Origin of the sequence: Roseinatronobacter thiooxidans (genome assembly GCF_001870675.1) — a bacterium.
Lineage (GTDB): Bacteria > Pseudomonadota > Alphaproteobacteria > Rhodobacterales > Rhodobacteraceae > Roseinatronobacter > Roseinatronobacter thiooxidans.
Map to the genome: position 1 here is coordinate 30,992 of NZ_MEHT01000015.1, position 25,480 is coordinate 56,471.

Here is a 25,480-nt window from a genome sequence, read left to right on the forward strand (position 1 = left end):
CCGCCTGCCACTCACACCGACCTCGGTGTATACAGGATCGGCCCGCGCGGGGTTTCGATCACGCGGGTCAGGCTGGAACCGACAATCACCACTGTGCGCATATCTGCCATCTCTGGCAGGGCATCGGTCAGGGGCACAATGCGCAAGTCTTCCTGCGGCGTGCTGACCGCGCGTGCGAACAGGACAGGGCGCGCATCTGCGCAGGTCTCGCGCAGTATCTCCAGCGCGCGGGCAAAGCCTTCGGGGCGCGATTTGGATCGCGGGTTGTAGAAGGCCATCGCAAAATCGCCCTCTGCCGCCAGCCGCAGGCGCTTTTCGATCAAGGCCCAGGGCTTGAGGTTGTCACTCAGATTGATCGCGCAGAAATCATGGCCCAGCGGCGCGCCTGCCTTTGCGGCCGCGGCCAGCATTGCAGTAATGCCGGGCAGCACGCGGATATCCAGCGCGCGCCACGCAGCACTGCCCGCCTCCAGCGCCTCGAACAGGGCCGAGGCCATGGCGAACACGCCCGGATCGCCCGAGGATACGACCACCACGCGGCGGCCCTCTGCTGCCATGTGCAACGCATGCGCGGCGCGCTCCAGCTCTACGCGGTTGTCGCTGGCATGCAGGGTCAGCCCGTCGCGCGGGGCAATGCGGGCCACATAGGGAATATAGCCCACCACGTCAGTGGCCTGCGCCAGTGCGCTGCGCACTTCTGGTGTGACCAGCGCTTCATCCCCCGGCCCAAGGCCTGCGACAACCACCCAGCCGCTCATGGTCTGCGCCCCTGTCCATGGATCAGCACGATCGAGAAATAGGGCGTCACCGCGCCAGCCTCACTCAGCCGTTGCACGCGCTGCTGCGGCATTTGCGCATATTCGACGATCCATGCCTCTTCCAGCCGCCCCGCAGCGTGCAAGGCGCGTTTCAGTTTGGACAGGTTGCGCCCGATCTTCATGACCACCAGCGCATCGGTGGCGGCAATCCTGGTGGCCAGCACATCTTCGGGCAGGGTGGCCATCAGCACGGTCAGCACATCATCGCCCCATGTGATGGGCTGGCCTGTGGCCGTCCAAGCCCCCGACATGCCGGTAATGGCGGGCACAACAGCGACAGGCACCGCCGCTTTCAGGCGGGTATAGAGATGCATGAAAGAGCCGTAGAAAAACGGATCGCCTTCGCACAGCACCACCACATCTGCCCCGCTTTGCGCCAGTGCCAGCAGATGATCCGCGCAGGCAGTATAAAAGCCCGACAGCACCGCGTTATAGCGCGGGTCGGACAGCGGAATTTCTGTGGTGACAGGGTATTCCATCGGGATTTCAACTGCATCCGGATGCAGCATGCCCTCGACAATCGCGCGCGCCTGCCCGCTGCGCCCTGCCTTGCGGAAATAGGCAACATGGCGCGCGCTGCGCACAAGGCGGTCGGCGCGCACGCTCATCAGGTCTTGCGCGCCGGGGCCCAGGCCCACCCCATGCACGGTCCCCACACTCATTCCTTGCGGCTCGCAATGGCGTTGATGGCCGCGACCGTGATCGCGCTGCCGCCCAGACGGCCCTTGACGATGCAGGCAGGCACGGGTTGCGCCTGCCAGAGTGCGTCTTTTGATTCCATCGCGCCCACAAAGCCCACAGGGCAGCCGATAATGGCAGCAGGGCGCGGGCAGGACGGGTCTTCGAGCATGTTCAGCAGGTGAAACAGGGCAGTTGGCGCATTGCCGATGGCCACCAGCGCCCCCGCCAGATGGGGCCGCCACAATTCCAGTGCGGCGGCAGAGCGGGTATTGCCCATTTCGCGCGCCAGATCCGGCACGCGCGGATCGCGCAGGGTGCAGATCACCTCGTTTTGCGCAGGCAGGCGCGGGCGCGTCACCCCTTCGGACACCATATAGGCGTCGCACAGGATTGGTGCACCAGCCTGCAGGGCCGCGCGGGCCACGCGCGCGAAATCGGGCGAGAAATGGGTGAATTCCTCCAGTCCGACCATACCGGCGGCATGGATCATGCGCACGGCGATGGGTTCTTCATCGGGTGTGAAACGGTCCAGATCGGCCTCGGCGCGGATGGTGGCGAAAGACTGGCGGTAGATCGCAGCCCCATCGGTTTCATAGCTATATGGCATCAATTCCCCCGAAACGGGCCAAAACGTCATCTGCATCCAGCGCTGTGGCGACCGTCTGCCCGTCCATGACCAGATCAAAGCGCCCTTCGCGCCCGATCAGCGTGATATCCGCAGGCCGCGCCCGCGCGCAACCCTTGGCGCATCCCGATACATGCAAAGAACCGCGTATTTTGGGCGCAAGGGCCTGCGCCAGTGCGCGGGTGGCGACACTGGCTTGCGGGCAGAGCGGCGCGCCCGCGCAGGCATCGACGCGCAAGGCGGGGTGGTCTGGTGTGGTGATCAGGCTTTCGGGCAAGCGGGCCGCGCCCCCCCCTTCCAGCACAAGGCAGCGCCACGGCGTGACGCGCAGCGCCTGCGCATCGGTCCGCGCTAGGGCCTGCGCCAGATCAGCGGCGGGGATTTGCCCGAACGCCACCCCCAGCACCAGCCCCCCGGCCGTGGGGCCAGGGACCAGAGGCGCCCGCGCGGGGGCGGGCGCTGCGTCCCACCTCGCCCAGTCGGGCAACATGGCACCATGCCGCGCCATGCGGCCAGCCTGTGCGCCCCCTGTTTCCATGAACCACTGACACAAGCGGATCAGCGCCTCGATTTCATGCCCCGGTTCCAACACCATCCCCTGCGCGCGCCCATCGGCGCGCAGGATCAGCCCGGCTGGCCCGCGCTCGATCCGGAAATCAGCCGGGTCCCCCGTCAGGACAGGTGCGGCGCCTGCATCTATGGCGAACCCCATCTTGGGCGGAAGCGCAGGCAAGTCGGCCAGCCGCGCAGCAAGCCCCGACCACAGCCGCGCGCTGTCATCGCCGGTGGCCCAGTCCGGCGCAATCAGGATATTGCGGCGCGATTCCAGTTCTGCGTCACTGTCCAGCAGGCCCAGTGCCCCAAGCGCCTCTTGCAAGGGCGCAAGCGCGCCATCGCTGACGCCGCGGATTTGCAGATTGGCGCGGTTGGTCAGGTCGATCAGCCCTGCGCCATAGGTTTGCGCCGCATCGCACAGCCCCAGCGCCTGCGCGCGCGTCAGACGCGCCAGACGCGGGCGCACCCGCACCACCCAGCCATCGCCCGAGCGCATGGGCCGCAGCGCGCCCGGACACCAGCCTTTCACCTCGATCTCAGCCATCGCCCAGCCCCGCAAGTATGGAATTGCGCCGTGTCGCCCAAAGCCCTGCCGCATGCAAGGCGACAAAACGCGCCTCCATCGCGGCCAGCGCCTGCGGGTTCTCGCGCGCAAGAAAGGCGCGCACCTCGGGCCGGCCCAAAGTCGCATCATGATACAGGTCGAACAATTGCGGCGGCACAGCCTGCGCCAGATGCGCGAAAGCGGCCATATGGTCCAGCGTGGCCGCAATTTCGGCCCCACCCCGAAAGCCATGCTGCATCATGCCCGCAACCCAGACCGGATTGGCCGCGCGCGCACGCACCACGCGGGCGATTTCTTCGGACAAGGGCCGCGCGCGGGGGCTGTCGGGGCGCGTGGCATCGAGATGATAGAGCGCCGCCTTGCCGCCGGTCACGGCTTGCGCTGCGGCAAAGCCTGCCTCATGCGCGGCGTAATCCTGTGCCAGCAACAGGTCGGTTTCGGGCAGGTCTTGCAGATGCACAAAGGCTTCGGCCCCGGCCACGCGCGCGGCAATCCCGTCTGGGTCATGTTGGCCGGTATCGAGCGCATGCGACGATGCCGCCAGCCATGCGCGCCCTGCATCGGCGCGCGCGGCGTCTGAATAATCCTCCAGCGCCGCACCCATGCCCATGCCGTAGCTGCCCGGCGCGGGGCTGTAGACGCGCGCGCCGCCCTGGCCGACAAAGGGGTTCCAATCCGGTGCCTCATCGCGCGCGGCCAGCGCCGTGACGGCCTGCCCGAACAGGGTGGCAAGCTGCGGGAACACATCGCGGAACAGGCCAGAGACGCGCAAGGTAACATCCAGTCGCGGCCGGTCGAGTTCCGCAATCGGCAGGATTTCAACACCCGAGACACGCGATGACCCCGCATCCCAGACAGGCCGCGCGCCCAGCAGATGCAGCGCCATGGCAAATTCCTCGCCCGCCGTGCGCATGGTGGCGCTGCCCCACAGGTCCACCACCAGCGCGCGGGGCCAGTCGCCATGGTCCTGCAAATGGCGGCGCACCAGCTCATCCGCCAGCTTGACGCCTTGCGCATAGGCCGCACGCGACGGCACCGCGCGCGGGTCGGTGGTGAACATGTTGCGCCCTGTGGGCAGAACATCCGCCCGCCCCCGATGCGGAGAGCCGGACGGGCCGGGGGCCACAAACCGCCCCGACAAGGCCGCCAGCAGCCCCGCACGCTCTGCCGCGCCCTGATCGCCACGCCCGAAAATATGCAGCCCTTCGCCGAACTGGCTTTCCTTCACATCGCACACGAAACGGTCAATACGGGTGATCGCCTCGGCCAGACAATCCGCGCTCTCCAGCCCCAGTTCGGCACCAAGGCCAAGCGCCTGCGCCTCGGCGCGGATATCGTCTTGCAGCCGGTCGCGGCGGGCAGGGTCCAGCCCGTCGGCGTTGGAAAACTCGTCCAGCAGCGCCTCCAGATGCGCCAGCCCTGCGCCTGTGTCTGCCGCAACCATCGGGGGCGGCACATGGCCCAGCGTCACAGCGCCGATGCGGCGCTTGGCCTGCGCAGCCTCGCCGGGATCATTCACGATAAAGGGGTAAATCACGGGCAGATCGCGCACCAGCGCTTCGGGCCAGCACGCATCGGACAGGGCGACAGATTTGCCGGGCAGCCATTCCAGCGTACCATGCGCACCAATATGGACCAGCGCATCGGATTGTGCGCGCAACCACAGGTAGAAGGCGACATAGGCATGGCGCGGCGTGCGCGCGAGGTCATGATATTCGTCATCGCGCTGCGCAGGGGTGCCGCGTTCCGGTTGCAGCGCAACAAGGGCCTGCCCAAGGCGCAGCCCTGCAAAACCGAAATGCCCGTCACGGCAGGCGGGGTCATCTTCGGGGCTGCCCCATGCGCTGAAAAGGGCGTCGCGCAGGTTTTGCGGCAGCCCAGCCAGCGCGGCGCGGTAATCCGCAAGCGGCCAGACCAAGCGCTCTGCCGCCATCGCATCGGCCAGCTTGCGCGCCTCTAGGCTTGGTGCGCCTATGTCATGCAAAATGGCACAGGCGCTTTCCAGCGCATCCAGCCCCACAGCATGGGCCATGTTCCAGCCCTTGCCGGGATAGGTGGACAGCACCAGCGCCACGCGCCGGTCCTGCGGCGTCAGGTCTTGCAAGCGCACCCATGCCGCGATGCGCGCGGCCACCGCGTCGATGCGGGGCAACTCGGCACGGTGTTCGGCGCGGGCGAATTGCAGCGCGGGGTCAGGGTCGGTGAATTCCTTGAAGCTGACAACGCCTGCGAACATCCGCCCGTCCACCTCGGGCAGGACCACATGCATGGCAAGGTCGGCCGGGGACAGGCCGCGCGCGGCCTCTGCCCATTTGCGCCGTTCATTCGTGGCAAGTGCGACCTGAAAAACCGGCACGCCTGCCAGTTCCAGAACCGCGCCATCCGCGCCCTGCGCGGAAAAGGCCGTGGCATTGACCACTGCCTTGGGCGCAAGCACCCGAACCCAGCGCTTGACCCATGCGCGCGCCTGCGGCTCTTTCAACGAGGGGACAAACAGCGCCAGAACGTCAAAACCGCGCGCCTCCAGCGCCTGCGTCAGCGCGCGGATCGGGTCCAGATCGGCGGCGGCGATGTAGGAACGGTAAAAGGCCACAACAATACGCGGGCGGGTGGAATTCAGGGCGAAAGCGGCAGGGCAGCTTACCCCCTCAGGGCGCCAGCCCCCCACTTGCGCCAAGGCGCGGGCACCGCGCACAGGCGGGGCATACAGCCCCGCCGCCAGCGCCAGTTGTTGCAATGCCGCCTGCGCCGCCACCGCGCCGCCCATATCGCATAGGTGTTGCAAGCGGCGCAGGGTGCTAACAGGCAAGGTCGATGCCGCATCCAGTGCCGGGTCGGCACGGCCATCGGCGGGCAGCACCGCCAGCGCAATGCCTTTTTGCTGCGCAAGGGCCTGAACCTGCTGCAAACCATATGCCCAATAGGGTGCCCCCCCGATCAGCCGGATCAGAATGCCCTTTGCCCCCGCAAGCGTGGCGTCAACATAAGTGTCTACCGAAAGCGGGTGTTTCAGCGCAGCCAGATTGGCCAGCCGCAGCGTGGGCAAGCGCCCCTCGCCTGCACGCCATCCCGCCGCGAATGCGCCAAGGTCGCTGTCCGACAGCGACAGCACCACCAGATCGGCAGGGCTTTGGCCCAGATCTGTGGGTGTGTCGGCCTCGTCCAGCCCGTGGCTTTCGCGGAAGATGACATGCATTGCGGATCAGGCCCCCAATGCCGCGCGAATAGCCGCCTCGTTCACATGGTCATGCTCTGCAATGACAACCAGCCGTGTGACACGCGGCTCCGACGCGCCCCAAGGGCGGTCGAACTGGTGGCGCACCCGCGCGCCCACAGCCTGCACCAACAGGCGCATGGGCTTGCCACTGACGGCGGCATACCCTTTGACGCGCAGAATATGCTGGCTTTCGGCCAGATGGGCGATGCGCGCGGCCAGATCGGCGGGGTCTGTGATCTCGCCCATCTCGACCATGATCGTGTCGAAATCCTCATGCTCGTGGTCGTCATGCCCGTCATGATGCGACGGGCGCGCGGCGATATCATCTTCGGCACCGGCCTCCAGCCCCAGCAGGACCGCCGGATCGACCACCCCTTCGGCCACTTCGATAATCAGCAGCGGGCGAGATGCCTCGGCGGTGATAACGGCGCGGGCTTTTGCCACACCCTCGGGGCCAGCCAGATCAGGCTTGGTCAGAAGCACCAGATCGGCACAGGCAATCTGATCCTCGAACACTTCGGATAGGGGCGTTTCATGGTCGATGCTGTCATCGGCTGCGCGCTGCGCATCGACAGCGGCCACATCGGGGGCGAAGCGGCCCGCCGCCACGGCCTCGGCATCGGCCAACGCGATCACACCATCAACTGTGATGCGCGAGCGGATGGCAGGCCAGTCAAAGGCTTTCAGCAAGGGTTTGGGCAATGCAAGGCCAGAGGTTTCGATCAGGATATGGTCGGGCTTTGGGTCCAGCTTCAACAGCGCCTCGACGGTCGGAATGAAATCATCGGCCACAGTGCAGCAGATGCAGCCATTCGACAGCTCGAAAATATTTTCGGCGGGGCAATCCGGGATGGCGCAGGATTTCAGGATATCGCCATCCACCCCGACTGTGCCGAATTCGTTGACAACAACCGCCAAGCGCCGCCCGCCCGCATTGCGGATCAGATGCGAAATCAGCGTGGTCTTGCCCGCGCCCAGAAAGCCGGTGACGATGGTGACAGGGGTTTTTGACAGATCAGACATTGGGGGCCTCCAGCGGCGGGATACGGGCGATACAGTTCTTGCGGAAATGTTCAGGGCGGTCGCGCCATGGCACAAGTCCGGCGTCGGCGCTACGGTATTTTTCCACGCCCTCCATGATTGTGGCCATATGCACCTCTGGGGTCAGATTGCCATAAACATAGGTCCAGGCACCGGGTTTGCGCAACGCAATGGTGCAGCCGCGTGAACAGTTGGACAGACACTCGACCGCAACAATGCGCACCCCTTGCGGGGCCGCGTCTTGCAGGGCGCGCACCAGATGGGTGCCGGGGCGCGTGTCCGGGTCTGGCGTGGCCAAGGGGTTGGCAGGGGTGGCGCTGCGGCAACTGGTGCAGACCAGAAGATCGACAGGTTCAGCGTGCATGAAAGTCTCCGGGAAAACAGGTGGGGCAGCGTGCGCTGCCCCTCAAGGCGCAGATCAGCCGAAAACCAGCTGCTCGGCGGTTTCAAACAGAAAGGCAAGGCCCACACCCATGCACACAGCCGCGGCCAGCCGCGCCTGCATCTGGCCATGCCCCTCGCGCAGCATCTTGCCCGCAAACACCGCCACCCCTGCCGCAATCGCAAACTGGATAGTGCCAAAGCCCACAAGATAGGCAAAAACCGGCATCGGGGTCGCGCCGATGACAGCTTCCCCGTAGGCATAGCCATGGAAAATGCCCGCCAGCGCAAAGCCTGCCAGCGCGACAGGTCCGGTGACAGCGCGGCCCGTCAGCAACAACGCACCCAGAATGACAACACTGGCGGTGATCACCAGCTCTGCCAGCGGCAGAGTAACCCCCGCAAGCAAAATGGCAGTGCCCGCCAATGTGGCCCCGATAAAGGCCAGCGGGCCTGCAAGCGCGCGGCCAGCAAAGGCTGCGGCCAGACCGATCAGCACAACAAAGGCCAGATGGTCCGGCCCGATCACCGGATGGGCCAGACCAGAGATCAGACCATGCAGAACGGTTTGCGGGGCATCGCCCCCCAAAGGATGGTGCGCAAAGGCAGGGCTGGCCAGAAGCAGGGCGGGGGCGATCAGATAACGTGTCATAGGGGCATATCCTTCAGAGAGAGTGTTAACGTTGCCGGAAATCGGCATGGCAGGCGACGCAATAATAGCGCAGGTCATGCAGGCCATTGACCAGATCACCGCCCGCACGGACGGTCTGGGCAAAGCGCGCGCTCTCGGCGCTGAAGGCCTGCGTATATTGTGCGAAAAGTTCAGGCTGGTCCCAGATGGCAGACAGTGCGCCCTTCCCGCCCTCGGGCGCAGGCGAAGGTGTGTCAAACAAGCGGTCAATCTGCGCACCCAAACCCGCCAGGGCATCGGCATGGGTCTGGAGCATGTCCTCGCCGCCCGCATCCGACAATAACGTGGCAGAAACCGCGCGGAAATGCCCTGACAAGGCACTCATGAAGCGGCGGCGCCGCTCGGTCAGGCCATCGGCAGCGGTGTCAAATACCGGCGCCTGTGGGTGGCGGTCCCCATGCACGCCAAAAGGGCCAGTCAACGGCTCTGCCTGAGCGGCATCGAGATGGGAATGGCCATGTTCATGGCTCTGGGGCACTGCTGCGCGGGCAGTATCGGGCTGTGCCACCTCCTGTGAAGGAAGCGCAAAAGCCACAAGCCCGGCCACAAGGACGTACCCGCCCAATGCCAGACCCAAACCCGCGACAAACTTGCGAGAGGGGTTCAAACTGTTTCCTCCCCGCGTAACCACCCGTCACGCGATACAAGGGCGGGGATTTGCAGGCAGCATCGGCGACGGCCAAAGGCGCGCACCCATACAAGACCGCCAGTCACCCCGCTGGTTTCGATGCCCCGACAGGGGCGGCTTATGCGCTGGCAGGTCTCCCGGCTTGCGGATATCAGGTTTCCCTGTCGGTCGGCCCGCCTTCCCGGCTTGTCAAAAGCCAGTGGCATTGGGCGACCTCTCCGGTCACGGTCGCGGGGGCGGCTGCGCTTGGGGTTTGATCTTGCAATCAGACCTTGTCGCATTCCCTTTTCACCTGTCACGAACAGGCACCAGCACCCCCGTCTTGCGCGCAACAGCGCCACGAGTCAAGCAAGGAAGCGGCATCTTGCACGAAACCACCGACACAGGGCGCACCCGGCCCCTGCCCGCGATTGGGGGCCAGCCCCCAAACCCCCGGGATATTTTAACAAGGATGAAATAAGGGTTTGTTTACGCTTTCCTGCCATGATGGCTGTGCGGTACAGGGAGGGATCCCGATGACCGCCAAGGGTGAAAGCACCGCGCCTCCCCCAGTTCGCTGGCCCGAGGCGCGGTGCCGATCCTTGCAATTCATCCTTGTCCAAATATCCCCGCCGGAGGCGCAGGCCGGACGCTGCGATTTGGCTGGCCCATGCGCGGTGCGGCCAAAGCCGGATGGGTGGGTTCACCAAGGATTGGTCACAGATGCGCAAGGCCCGCCCGCGCGGCAAAACGGGCCAGCCCGACTGCAAGTGCGGCTCAGCACTGGCCGCGACAGGGCCAGTTCGGGGCCAAGTTCGGGGCCAAGTGCGGGACAGGCGCATCGCTAGGCTTTGCGCCGCAACAGCCAGATGAAGAACATCCCCCCGACCAGCCCTGTGACGATTCCGATGGGCATGTCTTCAGGGCGCATCAGCGTGCGGGCAAGGATATCCGCCCAGACCAGAAAGATCGCGCCGACCAGCATTGCCGCAGGCAGCACGCGGGCATTGTCGCCCCCCACCACCAGCCGCACGATATGCGGGATCATCAGGCCGACAAACCCGATCACACCGGAAAAGGCGACCATCACGCCGGTCACAAGGGCGGCGACAACAAAGCAGCTCAGGCGGAAGCGCGCGACCGGAATGCCAAGGGTCGATGCCGTTTCATCCCCGATGGTCATCGCATTCAGCGCGCCTGCAACGGCCCGGAACCACAGCGCCGCGCCTGAAAGAATAAGCGCAGGCCAGATCAGATGGTCCCATTGCGCCAGACCAAGCCCGCCCAGCATCCAGAACACCACTGTATGGGCCGCGCGCGGATCGCCCAGAAAGATCAGCACATTTGCCAGTGCCATGACGATGAACGACACCGCAACCCCTGTCAGCACCAGACGGTCGGCGCTGGTGGCCTGCGCGAAATTGGCCACCCACAGCACCAGAAATGTTGCGCCAAGCGCGCCTGCAAAGGCCAGCGCCGGCACTGTGGCAACGCCCAGAAACATGCCGGTATGCAGCAATGCCAGAATGGCCCCGAAAGCGGCCCCCGACGAAATGCCCAGCAGATGCGGGTCCGCCAGCGGGTTGCGCGTCACCGCTTGCAGCACGGCCCCCACCAATGCCAGCCCCGCCCCCACGAAGGCGGCCAGAAGCGCGCGCGGCAGGCGAATATCCCAGACAATCGCCGCGCGCCCTGCGGACCAGTCCGGGGTGATCAAACCGGGTGCGACCCTGTCGATGATCACACCCCAGACCGTGGCCAGCGGAATGGGCACTGCCCCGATGCTGACGGCCGCAGAGAGCGACAGCACCAGCGCCACCAGCCCCACCCCCCACAAGCCCTGCCGCACAGGCCGCGCCAATACCGGCGGGCGTGGGGCTGGTGCCAGAACGGGCGCTGCCGTTTCAGGGGTGGGCAGGGTGCGCATGCGCGGCTATCTGGCCCTGAAGGCTTCGGCAAGCGTGGCAATCGCGCGGATATTGCGCGGCCCCGGCGTCGCCTCGACATAGTCCAGCACCACGAAACGGTCATTCCTGACGGCATCCATCGCGGCAAAGGCGGGGTTGGATTTCATGAAGGCGATCTTCTGTTCGGCTGTGACATCGCCATAATTCACGATGATAACCAGTTCGGGGTTGCGCTCGACCACCGGCTCCCATGCCACGCGGGTCCAGCTTGCGTCCACATCATCCATGATGTTGCGCCCGCCTGCGGCCTGTATCATGGCCGTGGGCATGGCCAGACGGCCTGCGGTAAAGGGTGTATCCTCGCCACTGTCATAGACAAAGACGCGCACAGGTTCGGCATCGGGGATCGTCGCTGTAATCTGGGCCAAGTCGGTTTCCCAGCCAGAGATCAGCTCTTCCGCGCGCGCCTCGACGCCGAAGATGCGGCCCAGATTGCGGATGTCGGTATACATATCGTCAATCGTCACCGCATCGCGCGGCATGATGTGGATGCAGCTTTCTGTCAGTTCATAGACCTGAATGCCGAACGGGGCCAGCGTGTCTGGCGTGACCTCTCCGCCGACGCGCATGCCGTAATTCCAGCCTGCGAACCAGAAATCCAGATCAGCGCCGATCAGCACCTCGCGCGAGGGGTAGCGCTCGGCCAGTTCCGGCAGCTCGGCGACCCCTGCGCGGATGTCATCATCCAGCCGGTTCCAGCCGGAAATGCCCGTGTAGCCCACCATCCTGTCGGTCAGGCCAAGAACCAGCATCATCTCGGTCAGGTTCACATCATGAGAGCCCGCGCGCGCGGGCGCGGCATCGAAGGTCACCTCTCTGTCACAGCTTTGCACTGTCACAGGGTAGGCAAGGGCGGGCGCGGCAAAGGCCGTGGCCAGCAGGGCAAGAGGAAGGGATTTCATGCCTGTTTCTCCGGTTGCATGTCATCGAAAAGCGAAAAGTCGAAGCGCGCGGGGCCGCGCGCTTGGGCGCGCACCCCAAAGGCGCGGGCAATCAGATCAGGGGTCAGGACATCCGTCACAGGGCCAAAGGCCAGCGGCTGGCCGTCTTTCAGCACCAGCACATCATCGGCAAAGCCGCGCACAAGGTTCAGGTCGTGCAACGAGGCGACGACCGTTGCGCCCAAGCCCCGCACAAGGCGCAGCACTTCCAGCTGGTGGCGAATATCCAGATGGTTGGTCGGCTCGTCCAGCACGATCAGGCCCGGTTCCTGCGCCAAGGCGCGCGCCACCATGACGCGCTGCCGCTCGCCCCCTGACAAGGTGCCAAAGGGGCGCGATGCAAAGGCGCGCAGGCTCATCCGGTCCAAGGCATGCTCTACGATATGGGCATCATGCGCAGAGGGGCCGGCCAATGCGCGGCGGTGTGGCGCGCGACCAAGGGCGACAATCTCGGCCACTGTCAGGGCAAAATCCGTGGGCTGTTCCTGCAAGACAGCCGCCACACGCTGCGCGACCTTGCGCGCAGGCGTGGCGTGAATATCTGCGCCATCCAGCAGCACGCGCCCGGATTTCGGTGTGTGAAAGCGGTAAATCAGGCGCAGCAAGGTCGATTTGCCCGCACCATTTGCCCCCAGAACCCCCAGCACACGGCCCCGCGCCAGCGTCAGGCTGACAGGGTGCAGCAGTCCCGCCCCCCAAGATACCTGTTCCAGTGTCAGGGTTGCGGGCAGGGGTGCGGGGCAACTCATTGCGCCACCTGTTGGCAGATACCCCACAACCGCGCGAGGGCCATGATGGCACAGCCTAGCGCGCAGTGGTGTGTTTCATTCAAGACTGGACACATGTCTTTCCCTGCCGGTTACAGCAGGGGTAAAGGCGTGGCAGCTGCGCCCTGCGCGCGGATGCGCTATCGTCATTTGCCCTCCTCCGGACACCCCGCCCGGGTTGGTGTTGCGGTTATGATGGCAGGTCTCCTGGCTTGCGGATGATATATCCTTGCAAATCTCTGAACCCTTGGGGCCATAGGCTTGCGCAAGATACACCGCTTACAGTTGCGGGGGCAGCACCGGAATAACAGAGGCTCTGTGCACCGGTTTCCCTATTCTCCCGACAGATATCGGGCACCATCGTGCAAAGTTCGTAGTCCAATGGTCTGGCGCATTCAATGTCTTTCGCAGAGGCGCTGGCGAAATCTGCGCGCGCTGGCCTGAACCGGCAATAAGCGCGTGACGGTGGGCCGCCGCAAACCCGTGCGATTGGCAGGCCGGTGGCAAGGGGGGAACGGATTGGGCCGCAGTTGGTTCTATGCGGCAACAGCCACAAGAACACACGCAGGTTTTATGGGCGACACCGCTTGCGCCTTGCCTTTGGGTGGGCCGGAGCCATTATGGTGGGCCAGACGCTTTGGCGCAAAAGGAAATGCAATGTCGCTATTCGTTCTGGTCCTTGTTGTCGCCCTGATCTTCTTGGTGGCGGACGCGGTGATGCTGCCAAAAGTCATCAAGCCGCTTTTCGCGCGGCATCTGGGCGCGGCACTGCTTGACCGCCCCCGCCCGCTGCCTGCGGCTTTGTTTTATGTGCTGTATCTGTTCGGCATGATCTGGTTTGCAGGTTGGCCCGCGCTGCAAAGCGGCGCGCCGGTCATGGCGCTTGTTCACGGGGCCATTCTTGGCGGCGTTGCCTATGGCACTTATGAACTGGTCAGCTGGACAGTGATGCGCGATTGGCACCCTTCGATGGTGGCGGCAGATATGGCGTGGGGAACAGGTCTGACCGCTGTCGCCTGTTGGTGCGGGGTGATGGTGGCGCTGGCACTGGGCTAGGCCGCAACCAAATGACCCGCGCGCGGCGTATCAGTCCAGCGCGTCATAGCCGATATCGTCGCATTGCGACAAATCCGATCCGCGCGTGTCTGGCAGCTCGCGCTGCAGCTGGCGCAGGGCGCTGCGCAAGCCTTCCTCCAGCGCGGGGTGGTAAAACGGCATGGCCAGCATTTGCGACACGGTCAGCCCCTGTTCAATGGCCAGTGCAAGCAAATGCGCGATATGTTCGGCACCGGGGATGCACATTTCCGCAGCAAGAATTTTCCCGCTCTCGGCCTGTGCATGCACCCGCAGCAGCCCTTCGGGCTGGCCCATAAGCCGTGCGCGCCCTTGTTTCGAGAAATCGGTTTGTGCGCTGACAATCTGCCCGGATGTCAACTCGGACAGTGGCGGGCCGACCCGCGCGATCTGCGGCGAGGCGAAGACCACAGACAGCGCTGTGCGGCGGCAATGTGGCCGGACCTGTGCATCGGCGGCGGCATTGCGCCCTGCGATATGCCCTTCATCTGCGGCTTCGTGCAGAATGGCGCGGTAGCCATTGGCATCGCCCGCCAGAAACACCGGCAGATCACCGATACGCAGCGTTGTCGGGTCGATCTGGGGCATGCCCTTGTCATTCAGCGGAACGCCCAAGGCCTCCAACCCAAGGTCACCAATATTCGGCGCACGCCCGAGCGCTGCCAGCACCGCATCCGCGACAAATTCGCCCCCCGCCCCCGACACGCGGATGGCCCCGCCATATTCTTCCAGGTCTGCAGCCGCGCCCAGATGCAGCGAAACCTCTCGTGCCAGCAGCGGGCGGAAGGCTTCCAAAACCTGCGCATCATCAATGCCTGCAAGCCCGTCCGCCGTGTCAAACCCCGCAACCCGCAGCCCCAACCGCGCCAATGCCTGCGCAATTTCCACCCCGATTGCCCCCATACCAATAACCGCGATGCGGTGTGGCAGGTCTGCTTGCGTGAACAACGTGTCAGTGGTCAGAATCCGGTCACCAAACGCGCGCCAGGGTTCGGGCACAATCGGGCGACTGCCCGGGGCCAGAATGATGGCGCGCGCCGCGATTTCCTCGCCATTTACCACAATGCTGGTCGGACTTGTCAGCTTGGCATGCCCCGAAATGGCGCGCGCGCCCAGTTTGGCGGGCAGCGCTTTCGGCCCTTGTGTGAACCTGTCCCGCAAGCTGCGGACATGGGCAAGAACAGCGGAAATATCGGCGCGCAACACCTCTGCCCCGCATATGCCGATGGCGGGCAGGGTGTGACGTCTGTGCAGGGCATTCGCCGCCGCGATCAGCGCTTTTGACGGCATGCAGCCATTCTCGGCACAAGTTGTGCCCCAATGCCCTGCATTGACCAGCAGGAAATCATCGGTGGCGCGGCGCACCTCTCGCAAAGCCGACAAACCAGCAGAACCTGCGCCGATGATGATAGTGTCAACCGTCCTCACGCTGGTTTACCCCTCAGAGTCTGCCTCTGCCTTGGTGCTGTGCTCGGTTCCCGGTGCATGTTCGGGCGGGCTATAGGTGGTAAACAACTTCAACATGCCAGATCCGGTGTTGCGGAAATTGTGATACGTCCCTGATGGCACGATCCCGACATCCCCTTCGCGGATTTCGGTCTCCACATTGCCAATCGTTGCCAGCCCGCTGCCTGCAACGAAATACAGCAACTGGTCATGGCCCTCATGCACCTCGCCGCCAATCTCGCCGCCTTCTGGAATGGCCATAAGCACCAGTTGCGTCTTGTCGCCAGTCCAGATGACTTGGCGGAATTCCTCGTTCTGCTGTGCCAACTGTACAATCGGGAGTGAGAGTTTTCGTGTCTCGGACATGGCAAATCTCCTCTTATGTGAAATATCCCTATCTTTGGACGGTAACACCCATCCTCACCCGCAATCAAGGGCGGGCGCGGCTTATGTTATATTTCACATAAAAAGGCAGCAGCAGCGCGTGTATGTACCACGCGCGCGCTTTCAATCCGATAGCTGGCGTTCCAGCGCACTGCGCTGTTGGCGCAAGCTCTGGCGCTGGTTTCGTGACAGCCCTGCCGGATTGTCAAGAATGGTTGCAATCAGGCCCAACGCTTCGCGGGTCTGGTCTGGCGAGAGCACCGAAATATTGGCCGACAGGACATTCTGCACAGTGCTTGGCGGCAGGCCAACCGTTTGGGTGCCGGGCTGACCGGAAGGGGCAAACACAGGCGTTGTCGGTGTAAGCGCCGGCGCAACTGGCGCAGGCGGGGTGGGCGCAGGAATTGGCGGCACAACAACGCTTGTCGGTGGAATAACCGAAACCTGCCCCGCCTGAGCGGTGTACCCCCCCCCTTGCGTGACTGCGACAAAAAGGGTTGCGGCCAGACAGGCGCGCGGAACACCATTTAGGGGGATATTAAAAAATGGCATATCAAACCCTCTCATTTTGCAAAACCCGAAGATTGCTTACATATTGCTGCATCTGTCATTTGGCCTTAATCCCTAAGTATGTCAGGCAATGGCACAGGCCCATCTATACTGAATTTCAGTACAAATCGTTAAATACGACGCTGACACTTAAATTCACGCGGCCAGATGACACCCTGCGCGTTATGTCTGCGTAACTGACCCCAATTTGCAAATCCAGCTTGTTCGATATTTTGGGGAAAAATGTCATACCCGCAATGGCTTCATCACCGGCCCAACTTAACCCGACTGATGCCCATGAATTCAACCCCAGCCCCACACCTGCGAATATGCCGGGGTCACGCTCTTGGTTTTTTACAGCCGTGCCCGCGCCAAGGGTTGCGACACTCGGGCGCGTATCGCCATTGAACCACGGCACAGAGAAGGTTGTTGAACCTGCAACAAAATAGTTTGTGGCAATTTGCGAAGGGTCGCCCCAGGACACAACATTGCTTGCCCCGATTGCCAATGCGCTGACACGGCCAGACTCTCCATGGTGAAATTCCCGAAACAGCTTAACGCTCAGGTTTCCATCTTCGCCAAGGACAGCGTAATTCTGCACCCTGCGCCACGGCAGTTCGGTGCTGACAAGGCCAAGCGTCAGTTCAACACCCACAAAATCGCGCGCATTGCCAAAGCCTGCACTGATCGCGGCAGACCCGTCGGCATTGCCGCCTGCCCTACGATCGCGCTGGTTGGTCAGGGCAGCGCCAAACCCGATGGTGCCATGTGGCAGGCCAAAGCCACCTGTTATGCCAATGGTTGCCGCACGTGGCGTGGTTGCGCGCTGCGCAGATAATTCACTTTGCTGCGCGGCAAGCTGTTGCAGGTTTCGCAAATAGCTTTCTGCATCCTGTGCATGCAGCGGGGATGCAAAGACTAAAACAGCGGCACAGATGCTTGAGAGACGCGATATAAGTCGGGCGGGGGTGCGATGTAATCTGGAGGCTTTTTGTAGCATAAATCACTTTTTACCGTCTGATGAAATTCAAGGGGCGCAAGTACAGCTGCCCTGTACCCGCGCCCTATTTTCCTATCACACGCCCATATAGGGATCAAAAAATCCCAGATTTGCAGTGGTGAATTGGGACAGGTTGCCCAAACCCGTGAAAACAGCCAATGTCTCTACACTGATCTCTTCTATGGACGTGGCCGCGGATGTGTCAAACCTGTTCAGCACGGTAATTCCGTCATAGGTTGCAAGAATGAAAAACGGATCATCCCCCAGTGCCGGACCGTCAAAGATATAAGATTCGGGGTCCATTATCTCCGTTAAATTCGACAGTGCTGTGGTGTAAACCAAGAAACCCACATCATCACCTATCAAATCGCCCGCGCTGACCAATTGCCAATCATAGCCGCGCAAACCGGAAACCGGCAAAAGCTCGATCACATCTGCACCCGGACCATCGCCCAGAACAAAGCCAACAATGGTATCCGTCCCGTTCTCGGCTGCTATGCTGTTTAACAAAACAATATTGGAACCACCCGCAGACAGATCCAATGTGTCATCCCCAAGGCCACCATAAAGAATATCCCCTGCGCCACTGGCCATCAGGGTATTCTCCGCATCGTCACCAAATTTCAGGAATTTAAACGCGCCGTCATAGACCGTCCCGACTATTCCGGCACCGCTACCCACCAGCAGCAGATTATTCGGGTTAAACGAGTCTGCTAAACTTGCCACAAAGACGTCAACATCAAAGCCGGTAAAGGAATTTGCGGCATCCCCCGCCCCACCGATTTCAATCTGGGCTGACAGTTCACCAAATCCGGGGACATCTCCATCAATTTCAAGCCCGCGCAGGTTTAGCGTGATTGCGTTATCAGCACTGAAATCGTTTTCCTGAATGACGACATTTCCATCCAGTCCACCAACCAGCCGCAACCCGATCAACGGATTGCTATAGGTACTGGCTGCGACACCCAGCGCTTGCAGCCCGTCCAGAATTTCCGCGCTGGATGCCGCCACCCAAGACAGGCTGTTATCCGAGACAGTTGTAACGCCATCCAAAAAGCCCTGAAGCTGGATCAGCGCAGGCAGGTCATTGACGCTGAATATCTGGTCTGCGGCGACAGTGATGGTGTTCGAGGTAATGCTAATCCCCTCTGACTGGCCATTGTCAATCGACACGCTGACCGCGCCCATGAAACCGGATTTGCCATTCGCCAGACCATTGGGCGCAGCGTTCACAAAATCGCGGAAGGTGTTGTCCGAAATGGTGACATTTGCAAAATTATAAGCCGTGCTTGCTTCACCAAACAGCTGGATACCGCCGCTGTTGAACTGGCCGTCATTTCCGGTAATCGCCACGCCATCATTCAGGCCCTTCAATTCTATCCAGAAGTTCCGCCCGAATGCCAGGCTGCCGGTATCGTCGTCCCCATACCCGTAGCCAGTGCCGCCATACCCGACCGAAAGGCCACCATCTTCGCCCAACAACCCGTCAAAATTTGTCCCGCCTGCATGCAGGCCATGGAAGAAGAAGTTATCTGCGATTTCGGCATCTTCCAGAGAGGACAGATACAAATGCCCCGCGCTTGGGCGCCAGAACAGGTTATCCGAAAGGTCCAACTCCGAAACGCCGCTGATATACAGCGCACCCGAATTGCCAGATGTCACGCCCCCGAACAGGTTGCCCGAAATCTGCCAGTCATTTGCTACAGTTTCGCCCGCATAAGTGCCGCGCGCGGCTGTCGCATCGGGGTTGAATGTCGGGGAACCATCGGCCGTATACCCCGTGACGATCGAATTCAAAAGCTTGAACCCGTCCAGCGCGCCAGTGTCGAGAGCTGTCATATCCCAGTCTAGCGGCGCGTCAGAGTCCATGCGCACACCGTCGATCACGACATTCGCGCTTGCGACAGTTATCTTGCCCGTCAGCACTGTCTCGGCGCCGCGCCCACCGGCATCTGCATCCCCGCTGACCGCGTTGCCAATGGCTGTGGTATCGGGCGTGCCGTCGGTCACGAATTTTGCCGAAATGCCTGCATTTGCACCCGACAAGGTGATAGCTTTGTTTATGACGATATTTTCGTCAAACGTGCCGGAAATGATGCTGATTTCATCGCCCGCATTTGCTTGTTCCACGGCATCTGCAAGCGTGGTGTACTGCGTATTCGTCGTCAGGTTTGTGGCGATGAAGTCTTCCGGCTCAGTTGGATCGGTCGGATCAGTTGGATCGACAGGATCAACCGGATCAGTTGGCCCAACTGCTTCCTGAAACTCGTTCAGCTGGATCGAGATTGTTTGCGACGCAAGCTGCCCATTTGCTGTCCGGATCGTGAATGTAAAATCATCTGTAACAGTGGCCCCTTCCGGTATGGGGTCGGCGTTTTCGCCGCCGGGCTGGTAGATATAATCACCACCCTTGGTCACGACCAAAAGACCATATTTGCCGGTCACAACCAAAGCAGAGATGTCGGTGTTCACCTCGCCGTAAGATTGCACATTCCCGATCGTGTCGAACTCTGACAAAAGCTGGACAGTCCCACCTTTGTTCAGCCGCACGTCGGATGCGTATAGGACAGAATCTACAATCCTGTCGCCCACATCTGTTGCACCAATACCAATCGTAAATGTGCCCGCCTGTTCAAAAGTGTAGCTGTATGTCAGCTCTTCCCCCAAGCGCCAGCGGCCTGCCTCGCCAAATGGACGCGGTCCTTTCAGGTTCAGCACGTCTTGCGGGCCATCAAATGCGGTGTTGCGCAGAACAATGCCGCTTTGCTCGGCTGCCGTGCCGCCATCTGTCGCTTTGACTGTAAAGAAAGAATAATCGATCCACGGCACATAATCGAAAGACCCGAACTGATAGTCGAATTCGATTGTATCACCTGCAGCTACCGTGACTTCGGTTTTAATGGCGGAACCAGCAGTTGCACCCATAGCGAAATTGAACTGCGGGCTTGGCTGTGACGATGGGAAAACGACACCTGTCAGGTCCAGAAATTCGGCCACGCCATTCGCACCAGCGATCGAGACTGTCCGCACAGGGGTGTTCCAGTCAGCCGTACTGATGACAAAATTCAAACCATCGCCACTGCCGGTCAAGATATCCGGCACTTCGGTGCCATTGACCGAAAACACAGATGCCGTGGAAGATAGCCCGCTGCCACTGTCTGTGAAGGTCACACCTTCCAGCAAGTTCCCCTTAATCACATCTGGCTGGTCTTCGCCGCCAATCTCAAATTCTGCCACGATCCGTGGGATATTTATGCCAAGAATGTTCTGATTGACCGCGTTGGCCGACTCACCCGCAATGTCATCTTCTATCTTATCCAGCTGCTCGCGGAAGGATGCGTCGCCAATACTGTTGCCATCTGCATCGGCAAATAGTTCTGCGATCTTTTGAGCGCCTTGAGCTTGCGCTTCACTGGTGCTGCGTACCGCACTGGCCTGAGATTGGGTTAGTCGTCCCTCGGTCACCTCTTCCTGCATGACAGTCGCAACCGCCTCTGCGGCTGATTGCCCGCCACTCACGGCAGTGTTTATCCGTGCGATCAGGTCATCTGCGCTAATGTCTGGATTAAGCTGCCGCGCAGAAATCACAGCAGAGGAGATTGCAGCGATATCTTCCAAGGGTGTGTCTGCCGGAAGCGAGTTTATAACCCGCGCGGCGTCATTTGCCGCAGATTCGGATATTTCCTTGATCCTGCTTAACGACAGGGGTTCAGTCGAACTTGCCTGATTGGCCGCAACAGCGGCTTCAATCGTCTTGGCAATACTCACATTGGCCGCAGCCAGCTTTCGCGCCGCGTCCTGCGCCGCCCCCTCTGAACCCAACCCGGCGATATAGTCAAACGTTGCCAAGTCCAGATCTTCGGGCAACCCCAGCGCGCGCTTCAACGCCGCTTCATCGGCACCATTACTGATAAGGGTCGATATGGGCGAGATGATCTGGTCGGACGCCCCTGTATCCCTGCCCGCAAGCGAAATCTGAAATCTGTTCTGCGTGACGACGTCGCGGGTGACAACTAAGCTTAGATCAGCCTCGGCAATATTATCGCCGTCGATAAAAGCTTGCGTCCACCCGAAATCATCGGCGCGCCCGGCGTTGACAGGGGCCGATATGACGATGAAACTGCCGTTCTCGGTGGGTGTATATCTGACTTCCGCTGCGCCGTTGTCATCGGTCAGGCCCAGAAACTCCGCCATTTGAGGGATATTATCGCCATTCGCATCGTAGAACACCAAAGCGTTTTCAAGCGGGCCGTCCAGAACGCGGATGTTCTTTGTCAAAAATGTGGGGCCGTCGCTGCCGCCGCCGCCCGCAGACGCACCGGCCAAAGCCAAAGCCCCGCCACCAAGGGCAATCGCCATGCCGGAAGACACAGTCGCAGCGGCACCTGCTGCGCCCGCAATCTGTGCCGCAGATGCGGCAGAGACGAGAATCGAGCCATCCGCCAGCACCTGTGCAGCCGATGCCGCAATTTCCATCGTTGTCCCGTTTGTCAGGGTGACGCGGATATTGCCATTTTCCAGAACCTCTGCGCTGCGCACATTTTCAAGGCTGGACAGGTCCACTGTGCCATCGGCGTCTTGTGCCTGCGCGGCCAGCGGCAACACCAGCAACCCACCTAGCAAGCTAACCTTCACCCGCTTTTGATTGCGCTTTAACCAGCTGCGAACAAAAGAGTTCTTCTCAGCGCGATCCTTTGGCAGGACCAAACCATCACGTTCTATCGCGCGGTCAATCTGCCAAAACAGCTGCTGGCTGGTAATACCGGATGCTGCCTTGTGTTCAATTTCATTTTGATCAAATTGCTCTGGAAAACGAATATTCATGCAGCGCCCTCAATAAATTTGAAATAGGTTTCCCCCCAAAGAAAACACGGGAGATGGCCAAACTGAACACGTTTTTAACGCAGTCGAGTCACCCTCGCTGCATCGAAATCACTTAAGTGTTACCCTGATCTTTTCCGGATTTCAAAGATTATCCGGGCCATGCGCGCAAGATTTCTGAAAATTTGCCGTTTTTGCTGCGGCGCTTAAGAATTGGGCAATGCGGGGGCTGCACACATAAGCAGCGCGCGCCCAAAGCCCGGCTGCGCGCTTAGCCCCGCAGGGCAAGAACCGCGCGCAGGATTACGGCTTCTTCATCTGTCGGGATCATTGCGGCGGCCACTGCGCTGCGCGGTGCTGAAATCAGCGGGCCATGCGCGCGGTTGGCGTCTTCGTCCGGCACCAGCCCCAACCAGTCCAAGCCCGCCATAACCTGCATACGGATGGCCGCCGACCGCTCGCCAATGCCGGCGGTGAAGACCAGCCCATCCAGCCCACCAAGCGAGGCTGTCAACGCGCCAATCTGGCGCAGGATCATATGCACGAAAAGCGCAACAGCCTCGGCGGCTTGGGGTGCGGGGCTGTCAAGAAGGTCGCGCATATCGGCACTGATGCCCGACACCCCCAGAAGGCCGCTTTCCCGCCCCAGAAGGGTTTCCAACGCGGGGCCATCCAGCCCCTTTTCCCGCATCAGATGCAGCAACACCCCCGGATCGATCTGCCCGCAACGCGTGCCCATCATCAGCCCATCCAGCGCGGTAAAGCCCATTGTCGTGTCGATGCTTTTGCCGTTTTGCATGGCGCACAGGCTGGCCCCGCTGCCCAGATGCGCCACGATGACTTTGCCTTGTGCCACCTTGTCGCCCAACACCTCTGCCAGACGCCCTGCGATATGGTCAAATGACAGGCCATGAAACCCGTAGCGCAAGATGCCTTCGTCCGACAAGGCGCGCGGCACGGCAAAAATCTGTGCCACGCGCGGGCGGGTCTGGTGAAATGCCGTGTCAAAACATGCAATCTGGGCAGAATCGGGCCAGCGCGCGGCGACCGCGCGGATGCCCGCAAGATTATGGGGCTGGTGGCCCGGGGCCAGCGGGCACAATGCCTGAAGGGCCTGCATCACAGCAGCTGTCACCACCACAGGGCCGCGGAATTGCTGGCCGCCATGCACCACGCGGTGCCCTGCCGCAGTCACCGCCATGGGGCCAAGCTCGTCGCATAGGCGCTGCAACAGCCATTCAAGCAGCGCGCCGGTATCGGCCAGATGCCCCCCTTCGACAGGCTGGCGATGCGTTGCGCCCGCATGGCGCAGCGTCAGGTCTGCGGCGCGCCCGATCCCCTCGATCGCGCCATCGGCAAGGCGTGCGGCGCTTTCGGCATCATGCACAGCGAATTTGATGCTGGAAGAGCCGGTGTTGAGAACCAGAAGCGCGCGCCGCATCACACCGCGCCCTTTTGGCTGGCCGCTGCCAGCAGGCGCGCCAGCGCACATGACGCAAGGCGCGCGGCCGCGCTATCGGAACGGCTGGTCAGAATGATGGGCACACTTGCGCCAAGCGCCACGCCAGCAGACTCGGCGCGGGCCAGATGAATAAGCTGTTTGGCAATCATGTTGCCGCTTTCAAGATTGGGCGCCACAAGTATATCCGCGCGCCCCGCCACCTCAGAGACAATGCCCTTGGCCGCGACCGCCATGGGCGAGATGGCATTGTCAAAGGCCAGCGGCCCATCCACCAGCCCGCCCGTGATCTGCCCGCGATCATGCATTTTGCAAATCGCAGCCGCAAGCAGGGTCGAAGGCAGTTTTGCCGTCACTGTCTCGACAGCAGACAGCAGGGCGGCACGGGGTGTCTCTATGCCCAGCGCGATGGCCAGATCCAGTGCATTTTGCACGATATCGGCCAAGGTTGTCAGGTCGGGGGCGATGTTGATTGCGGCATCGGTGATGAACAACATGCGGTCATGATCGGGCACATCCAGCGCAAAAACATGGCTAAGCCTACGTTCGGTGCGCAACCCAAGAGTGCGGTGCAAAACGGCCTCCAGCAATTCATCAGTATGCAGCTTGCCTTTCATCAACGCATGCACCTGCCCAGCGCGCACCAGTGCAACCGCAGCTTCAGCCGCACCATGGCTGTGGGGCGCATCGATAATCCTGCCTGGGTCCAGCGTGACGCCTGCCTCTGTCGCAGTGGCGATGATACGCGCAATCGGTCCCACCCAATAAGGGTCGATCAATCCGGCAGATTGCGCTTGCAGCGCGCCTGTCAGACTAAGCGCGTCGCACGGGTGTACAACTGCGGTTGCCAATGGCGGCAAGCTGCGCGCCTGATCCACCAAGGCACCGAACCGCGCGCCCGGCATATGCATGCGCACCATGGGCAGGGCCGTCACTGCGCATCTGACCTTCTGGCGGGGGGCCAGCACTTGGGCCTGCCCCTCGATTGCCACCTTGCCATGCTGGTTACGACACAGGCAATCCAGCGTGACCTGTCCGCTGTCCAGATCGATCTGCGCCACCGTGACACGCACGGTTATCGTGTCGCCTATCGCAACCGGACGCCGGAAATGCAGCGATTGATCCACATAAATCGTGCCCGGCCCCGGCAGCCGCGTGCCCAGCACTGCCGAAATCAGCGCGCCCCCCCACATGCCATGCGCAATGACATGGTGCAGGGCTGTGCCATTGGCATAGGCCGCATCCAGATGGGCCGGGTTCACATCGCCCGACATGACAGCGAACAACTCGATATCGGATTGCTCCAGCACCCGCACCATTTCGGCACTTTCTCCGATGGACAATTCTTCCAACGTGCGGTTTTCAATCAGGTCTTGCGTGTCGCGCGTCTCGGACATGGTGTCCTCCGTCAAAATGTTTCGTGGTTCTAGTCACATCCGAGGCGCTGCCAGATGCGAGACATGCCATAGTTTCACCCTACACGCCGATTGTGACAAGACAATCTTGCCCGCGCGCCTTGCCGGTCGCCCCCCATCCGGCTGGCTGTACGCATCAGGCCAGCGCATTCGCGTTATGCGGTATGTCACAGCCCGACAGGCCCGCTTAGGCCGCGTCGAAATATCTGCTTTCGCTGGGCGCGTATCCTCTGGCGCATGCCCTGCGGTGCCAGCGATCCGCCGCAACAGCCGCCTCGCGCAGGTTGGAAAACCACGCGATCATATGGCGGCCTGCTTTGCCCCGTCTGCCCCATGCCCGGATGACCGTATATTCACCAAACAGATTATAACTGACATCCACACGATAGAAATCGGCTGTGGTGGGGCGATGGGATAACAGAGTTATCATATCGACAACCTTTGTTTTTGGCGCTTACTCAACCTTAGCCTGTCCC

At 61.8% G+C, this 25,480-nt stretch carries 21 protein-coding genes and 2 riboswitches; of the genes, 1 reads left to right on the forward strand and 20 read right to left on the reverse strand.

The window, feature by feature from the left end; all coding sequences use genetic code 11:
* Window positions 1–11: 11 nt before the first annotated feature.
* The 12 genes from cobJ to BG455_RS08175 all read right to left on the reverse strand — a co-directional run bounded on the left by cobJ (window position 12) and on the right by BG455_RS08175 (window position 12,838).
* Window positions 12–758, reverse strand: a complete 747-nt coding sequence (cobJ, locus tag BG455_RS08120) for a precorrin-3B C(17)-methyltransferase (protein ID WP_071469489.1) — start codon at window positions 756–758, stop codon at window positions 12–14.
* The gene (gene cobI, locus BG455_RS08125) at window positions 755–1,480 is read right to left on the reverse strand and encodes a precorrin-2 C(20)-methyltransferase (protein WP_071469490.1); all 726 of its coding nucleotides are present in this window, start codon (window positions 1,478–1,480) and stop codon (window positions 755–757) included. The genes cobJ and cobI overlap by 4 nt, the downstream gene beginning before the upstream one ends.
* Window positions 1,477–2,106, reverse strand: a complete 630-nt coding sequence (locus BG455_RS08130) for a precorrin-8X methylmutase (RefSeq protein ID WP_071469491.1) — start codon at window positions 2,104–2,106, stop codon at window positions 1,477–1,479. The genes cobI and BG455_RS08130 overlap by 4 nt, the downstream gene beginning before the upstream one ends.
* Window positions 2,096–3,223 (reverse strand): cobalamin biosynthesis protein CobG, encoded by a 1,128-nt coding sequence (locus tag BG455_RS08135; protein ID WP_071469583.1) that lies wholly within the window; start codon window positions 3,221–3,223, stop codon window positions 2,096–2,098. Before BG455_RS08135 ends, BG455_RS08130 begins: the two co-directional genes overlap by 11 nt.
* A complete protein-coding gene (cobN, locus tag BG455_RS08140; protein ID WP_071469492.1) occupies window positions 3,216–6,440 on the reverse strand; it encodes a cobaltochelatase subunit CobN in 3,225 nt (1,074 codons plus the stop codon). Before cobN ends, BG455_RS08135 begins: the two co-directional genes overlap by 8 nt.
* Window positions 6,441–6,446: 6 nt before the next feature.
* Window positions 6,447–7,484 carry a cobalamin biosynthesis protein CobW gene (cobW, locus tag BG455_RS08145; RefSeq protein WP_071469493.1) on the reverse strand — a complete coding sequence of 346 codons (1,038 nt, stop codon included), beginning with the start codon at window positions 7,482–7,484 and terminating at the stop codon, window positions 6,447–6,449.
* Window positions 7,477–7,866, reverse strand: a complete 390-nt coding sequence (locus BG455_RS08150; RefSeq protein WP_071469494.1) for a DUF1636 family protein — start codon at window positions 7,864–7,866, stop codon at window positions 7,477–7,479. Before BG455_RS08150 ends, cobW begins: the two co-directional genes overlap by 8 nt.
* A 54-nt stretch (window positions 7,867–7,920) precedes the next feature.
* Window positions 7,921–8,535, reverse strand: a complete 615-nt coding sequence (locus tag BG455_RS08155; protein WP_071469495.1) for a HupE/UreJ family protein — start codon at window positions 8,533–8,535, stop codon at window positions 7,921–7,923.
* A 25-nt stretch (window positions 8,536–8,560) separates the two neighbouring features.
* A complete protein-coding gene (locus tag BG455_RS08160; RefSeq protein ID WP_143079900.1) occupies window positions 8,561–9,082 on the reverse strand; it encodes a cytochrome c in 522 nt (173 codons plus the stop codon).
* Between the two features lie 230 nt (window positions 9,083–9,312).
* Window positions 9,313–9,530, reverse strand: a riboswitch (cobalamin riboswitch).
* 495 nt (window positions 9,531–10,025) lie between these two features.
* A complete protein-coding gene (locus tag BG455_RS08165) occupies window positions 10,026–11,108 on the reverse strand; it encodes a FecCD family ABC transporter permease (protein ID WP_084386201.1) in 1,083 nt (360 codons plus the stop codon).
* 6 nt (window positions 11,109–11,114) lie between these two features.
* Window positions 11,115–12,050 (reverse strand): ABC transporter substrate-binding protein, encoded by a 936-nt coding sequence (locus tag BG455_RS08170; RefSeq protein ID WP_071469497.1) that lies wholly within the window; start codon window positions 12,048–12,050, stop codon window positions 11,115–11,117.
* The gene (locus BG455_RS08175; RefSeq protein ID WP_071469498.1) at window positions 12,047–12,838 is read right to left on the reverse strand and encodes an ABC transporter ATP-binding protein; all 792 of its coding nucleotides are present in this window, start codon (window positions 12,836–12,838) and stop codon (window positions 12,047–12,049) included. Before BG455_RS08175 ends, BG455_RS08170 begins: the two co-directional genes overlap by 4 nt.
* Before the next feature lie 198 nt (window positions 12,839–13,036).
* A riboswitch (cobalamin riboswitch) is annotated at window positions 13,037–13,233 on the reverse strand.
* Between the two features lie 280 nt (window positions 13,234–13,513).
* On the opposite strand from BG455_RS08175, the gene BG455_RS08180 reads away from it, so the two are divergent.
* The gene (locus BG455_RS08180; RefSeq protein WP_071469499.1) at window positions 13,514–13,912 is read left to right on the forward strand and encodes a DUF2177 family protein; all 399 of its coding nucleotides are present in this window, start codon (window positions 13,514–13,516) and stop codon (window positions 13,910–13,912) included.
* Window positions 13,913–13,942: 30 nt separating this feature from the next.
* Here BG455_RS08180 and BG455_RS08185 read toward each other — a convergent pair whose 3' ends face one another.
* The 8 genes from BG455_RS08185 to BG455_RS08220 all read right to left on the reverse strand — a co-directional run bounded on the left by BG455_RS08185 (window position 13,943) and on the right by BG455_RS08220 (window position 25,434).
* Window positions 13,943–15,358, reverse strand: a complete 1,416-nt coding sequence (locus tag BG455_RS08185) for a dihydrolipoyl dehydrogenase (protein ID WP_071469500.1) — start codon at window positions 15,356–15,358, stop codon at window positions 13,943–13,945.
* A 6-nt stretch (window positions 15,359–15,364) separates the two neighbouring features.
* A complete protein-coding gene (locus tag BG455_RS08190; RefSeq protein ID WP_071469501.1) occupies window positions 15,365–15,742 on the reverse strand; it encodes a cupin domain-containing protein in 378 nt (125 codons plus the stop codon).
* Between the two features lie 141 nt (window positions 15,743–15,883).
* Complete coding sequence (locus tag BG455_RS08195) at window positions 15,884–16,312, reverse strand: hypothetical protein (RefSeq protein ID WP_071469502.1); 429 nt, start codon at window positions 16,310–16,312, stop codon at window positions 15,884–15,886.
* A gap of 115 nt (window positions 16,313–16,427) precedes the next feature.
* Window positions 16,428–17,186: a hypothetical protein gene (locus BG455_RS08200; RefSeq protein WP_071469503.1), complete on the reverse strand. Its 759-nt coding sequence runs from the start codon at window positions 17,184–17,186 to the stop codon at window positions 16,428–16,430.
* 198 nt (window positions 17,187–17,384) lie between these two features.
* Window positions 17,385–22,133 carry a VCBS domain-containing protein gene (locus BG455_RS08205; protein WP_071469504.1) on the reverse strand — a complete coding sequence of 1,583 codons (4,749 nt, stop codon included), beginning with the start codon at window positions 22,131–22,133 and terminating at the stop codon, window positions 17,385–17,387.
* A gap of 268 nt (window positions 22,134–22,401) precedes the next feature.
* Window positions 22,402–23,571 (reverse strand): acetate/propionate family kinase, encoded by a 1,170-nt coding sequence (locus tag BG455_RS08210; protein ID WP_071469505.1) that lies wholly within the window; start codon window positions 23,569–23,571, stop codon window positions 22,402–22,404.
* Window positions 23,571–24,986, reverse strand: a complete 1,416-nt coding sequence (locus BG455_RS08215; protein WP_071469506.1) for a bifunctional enoyl-CoA hydratase/phosphate acetyltransferase — start codon at window positions 24,984–24,986, stop codon at window positions 23,571–23,573. Before BG455_RS08215 ends, BG455_RS08210 begins: the two co-directional genes overlap by 1 nt.
* 205 nt (window positions 24,987–25,191) lie before the next feature.
* Window positions 25,192–25,434 carry a WGR domain-containing protein gene (locus tag BG455_RS08220; protein ID WP_071469507.1) on the reverse strand — a complete coding sequence of 81 codons (243 nt, stop codon included), beginning with the start codon at window positions 25,432–25,434 and terminating at the stop codon, window positions 25,192–25,194.
* Between the last annotated feature and the right edge of the window lie 46 nt (window positions 25,435–25,480).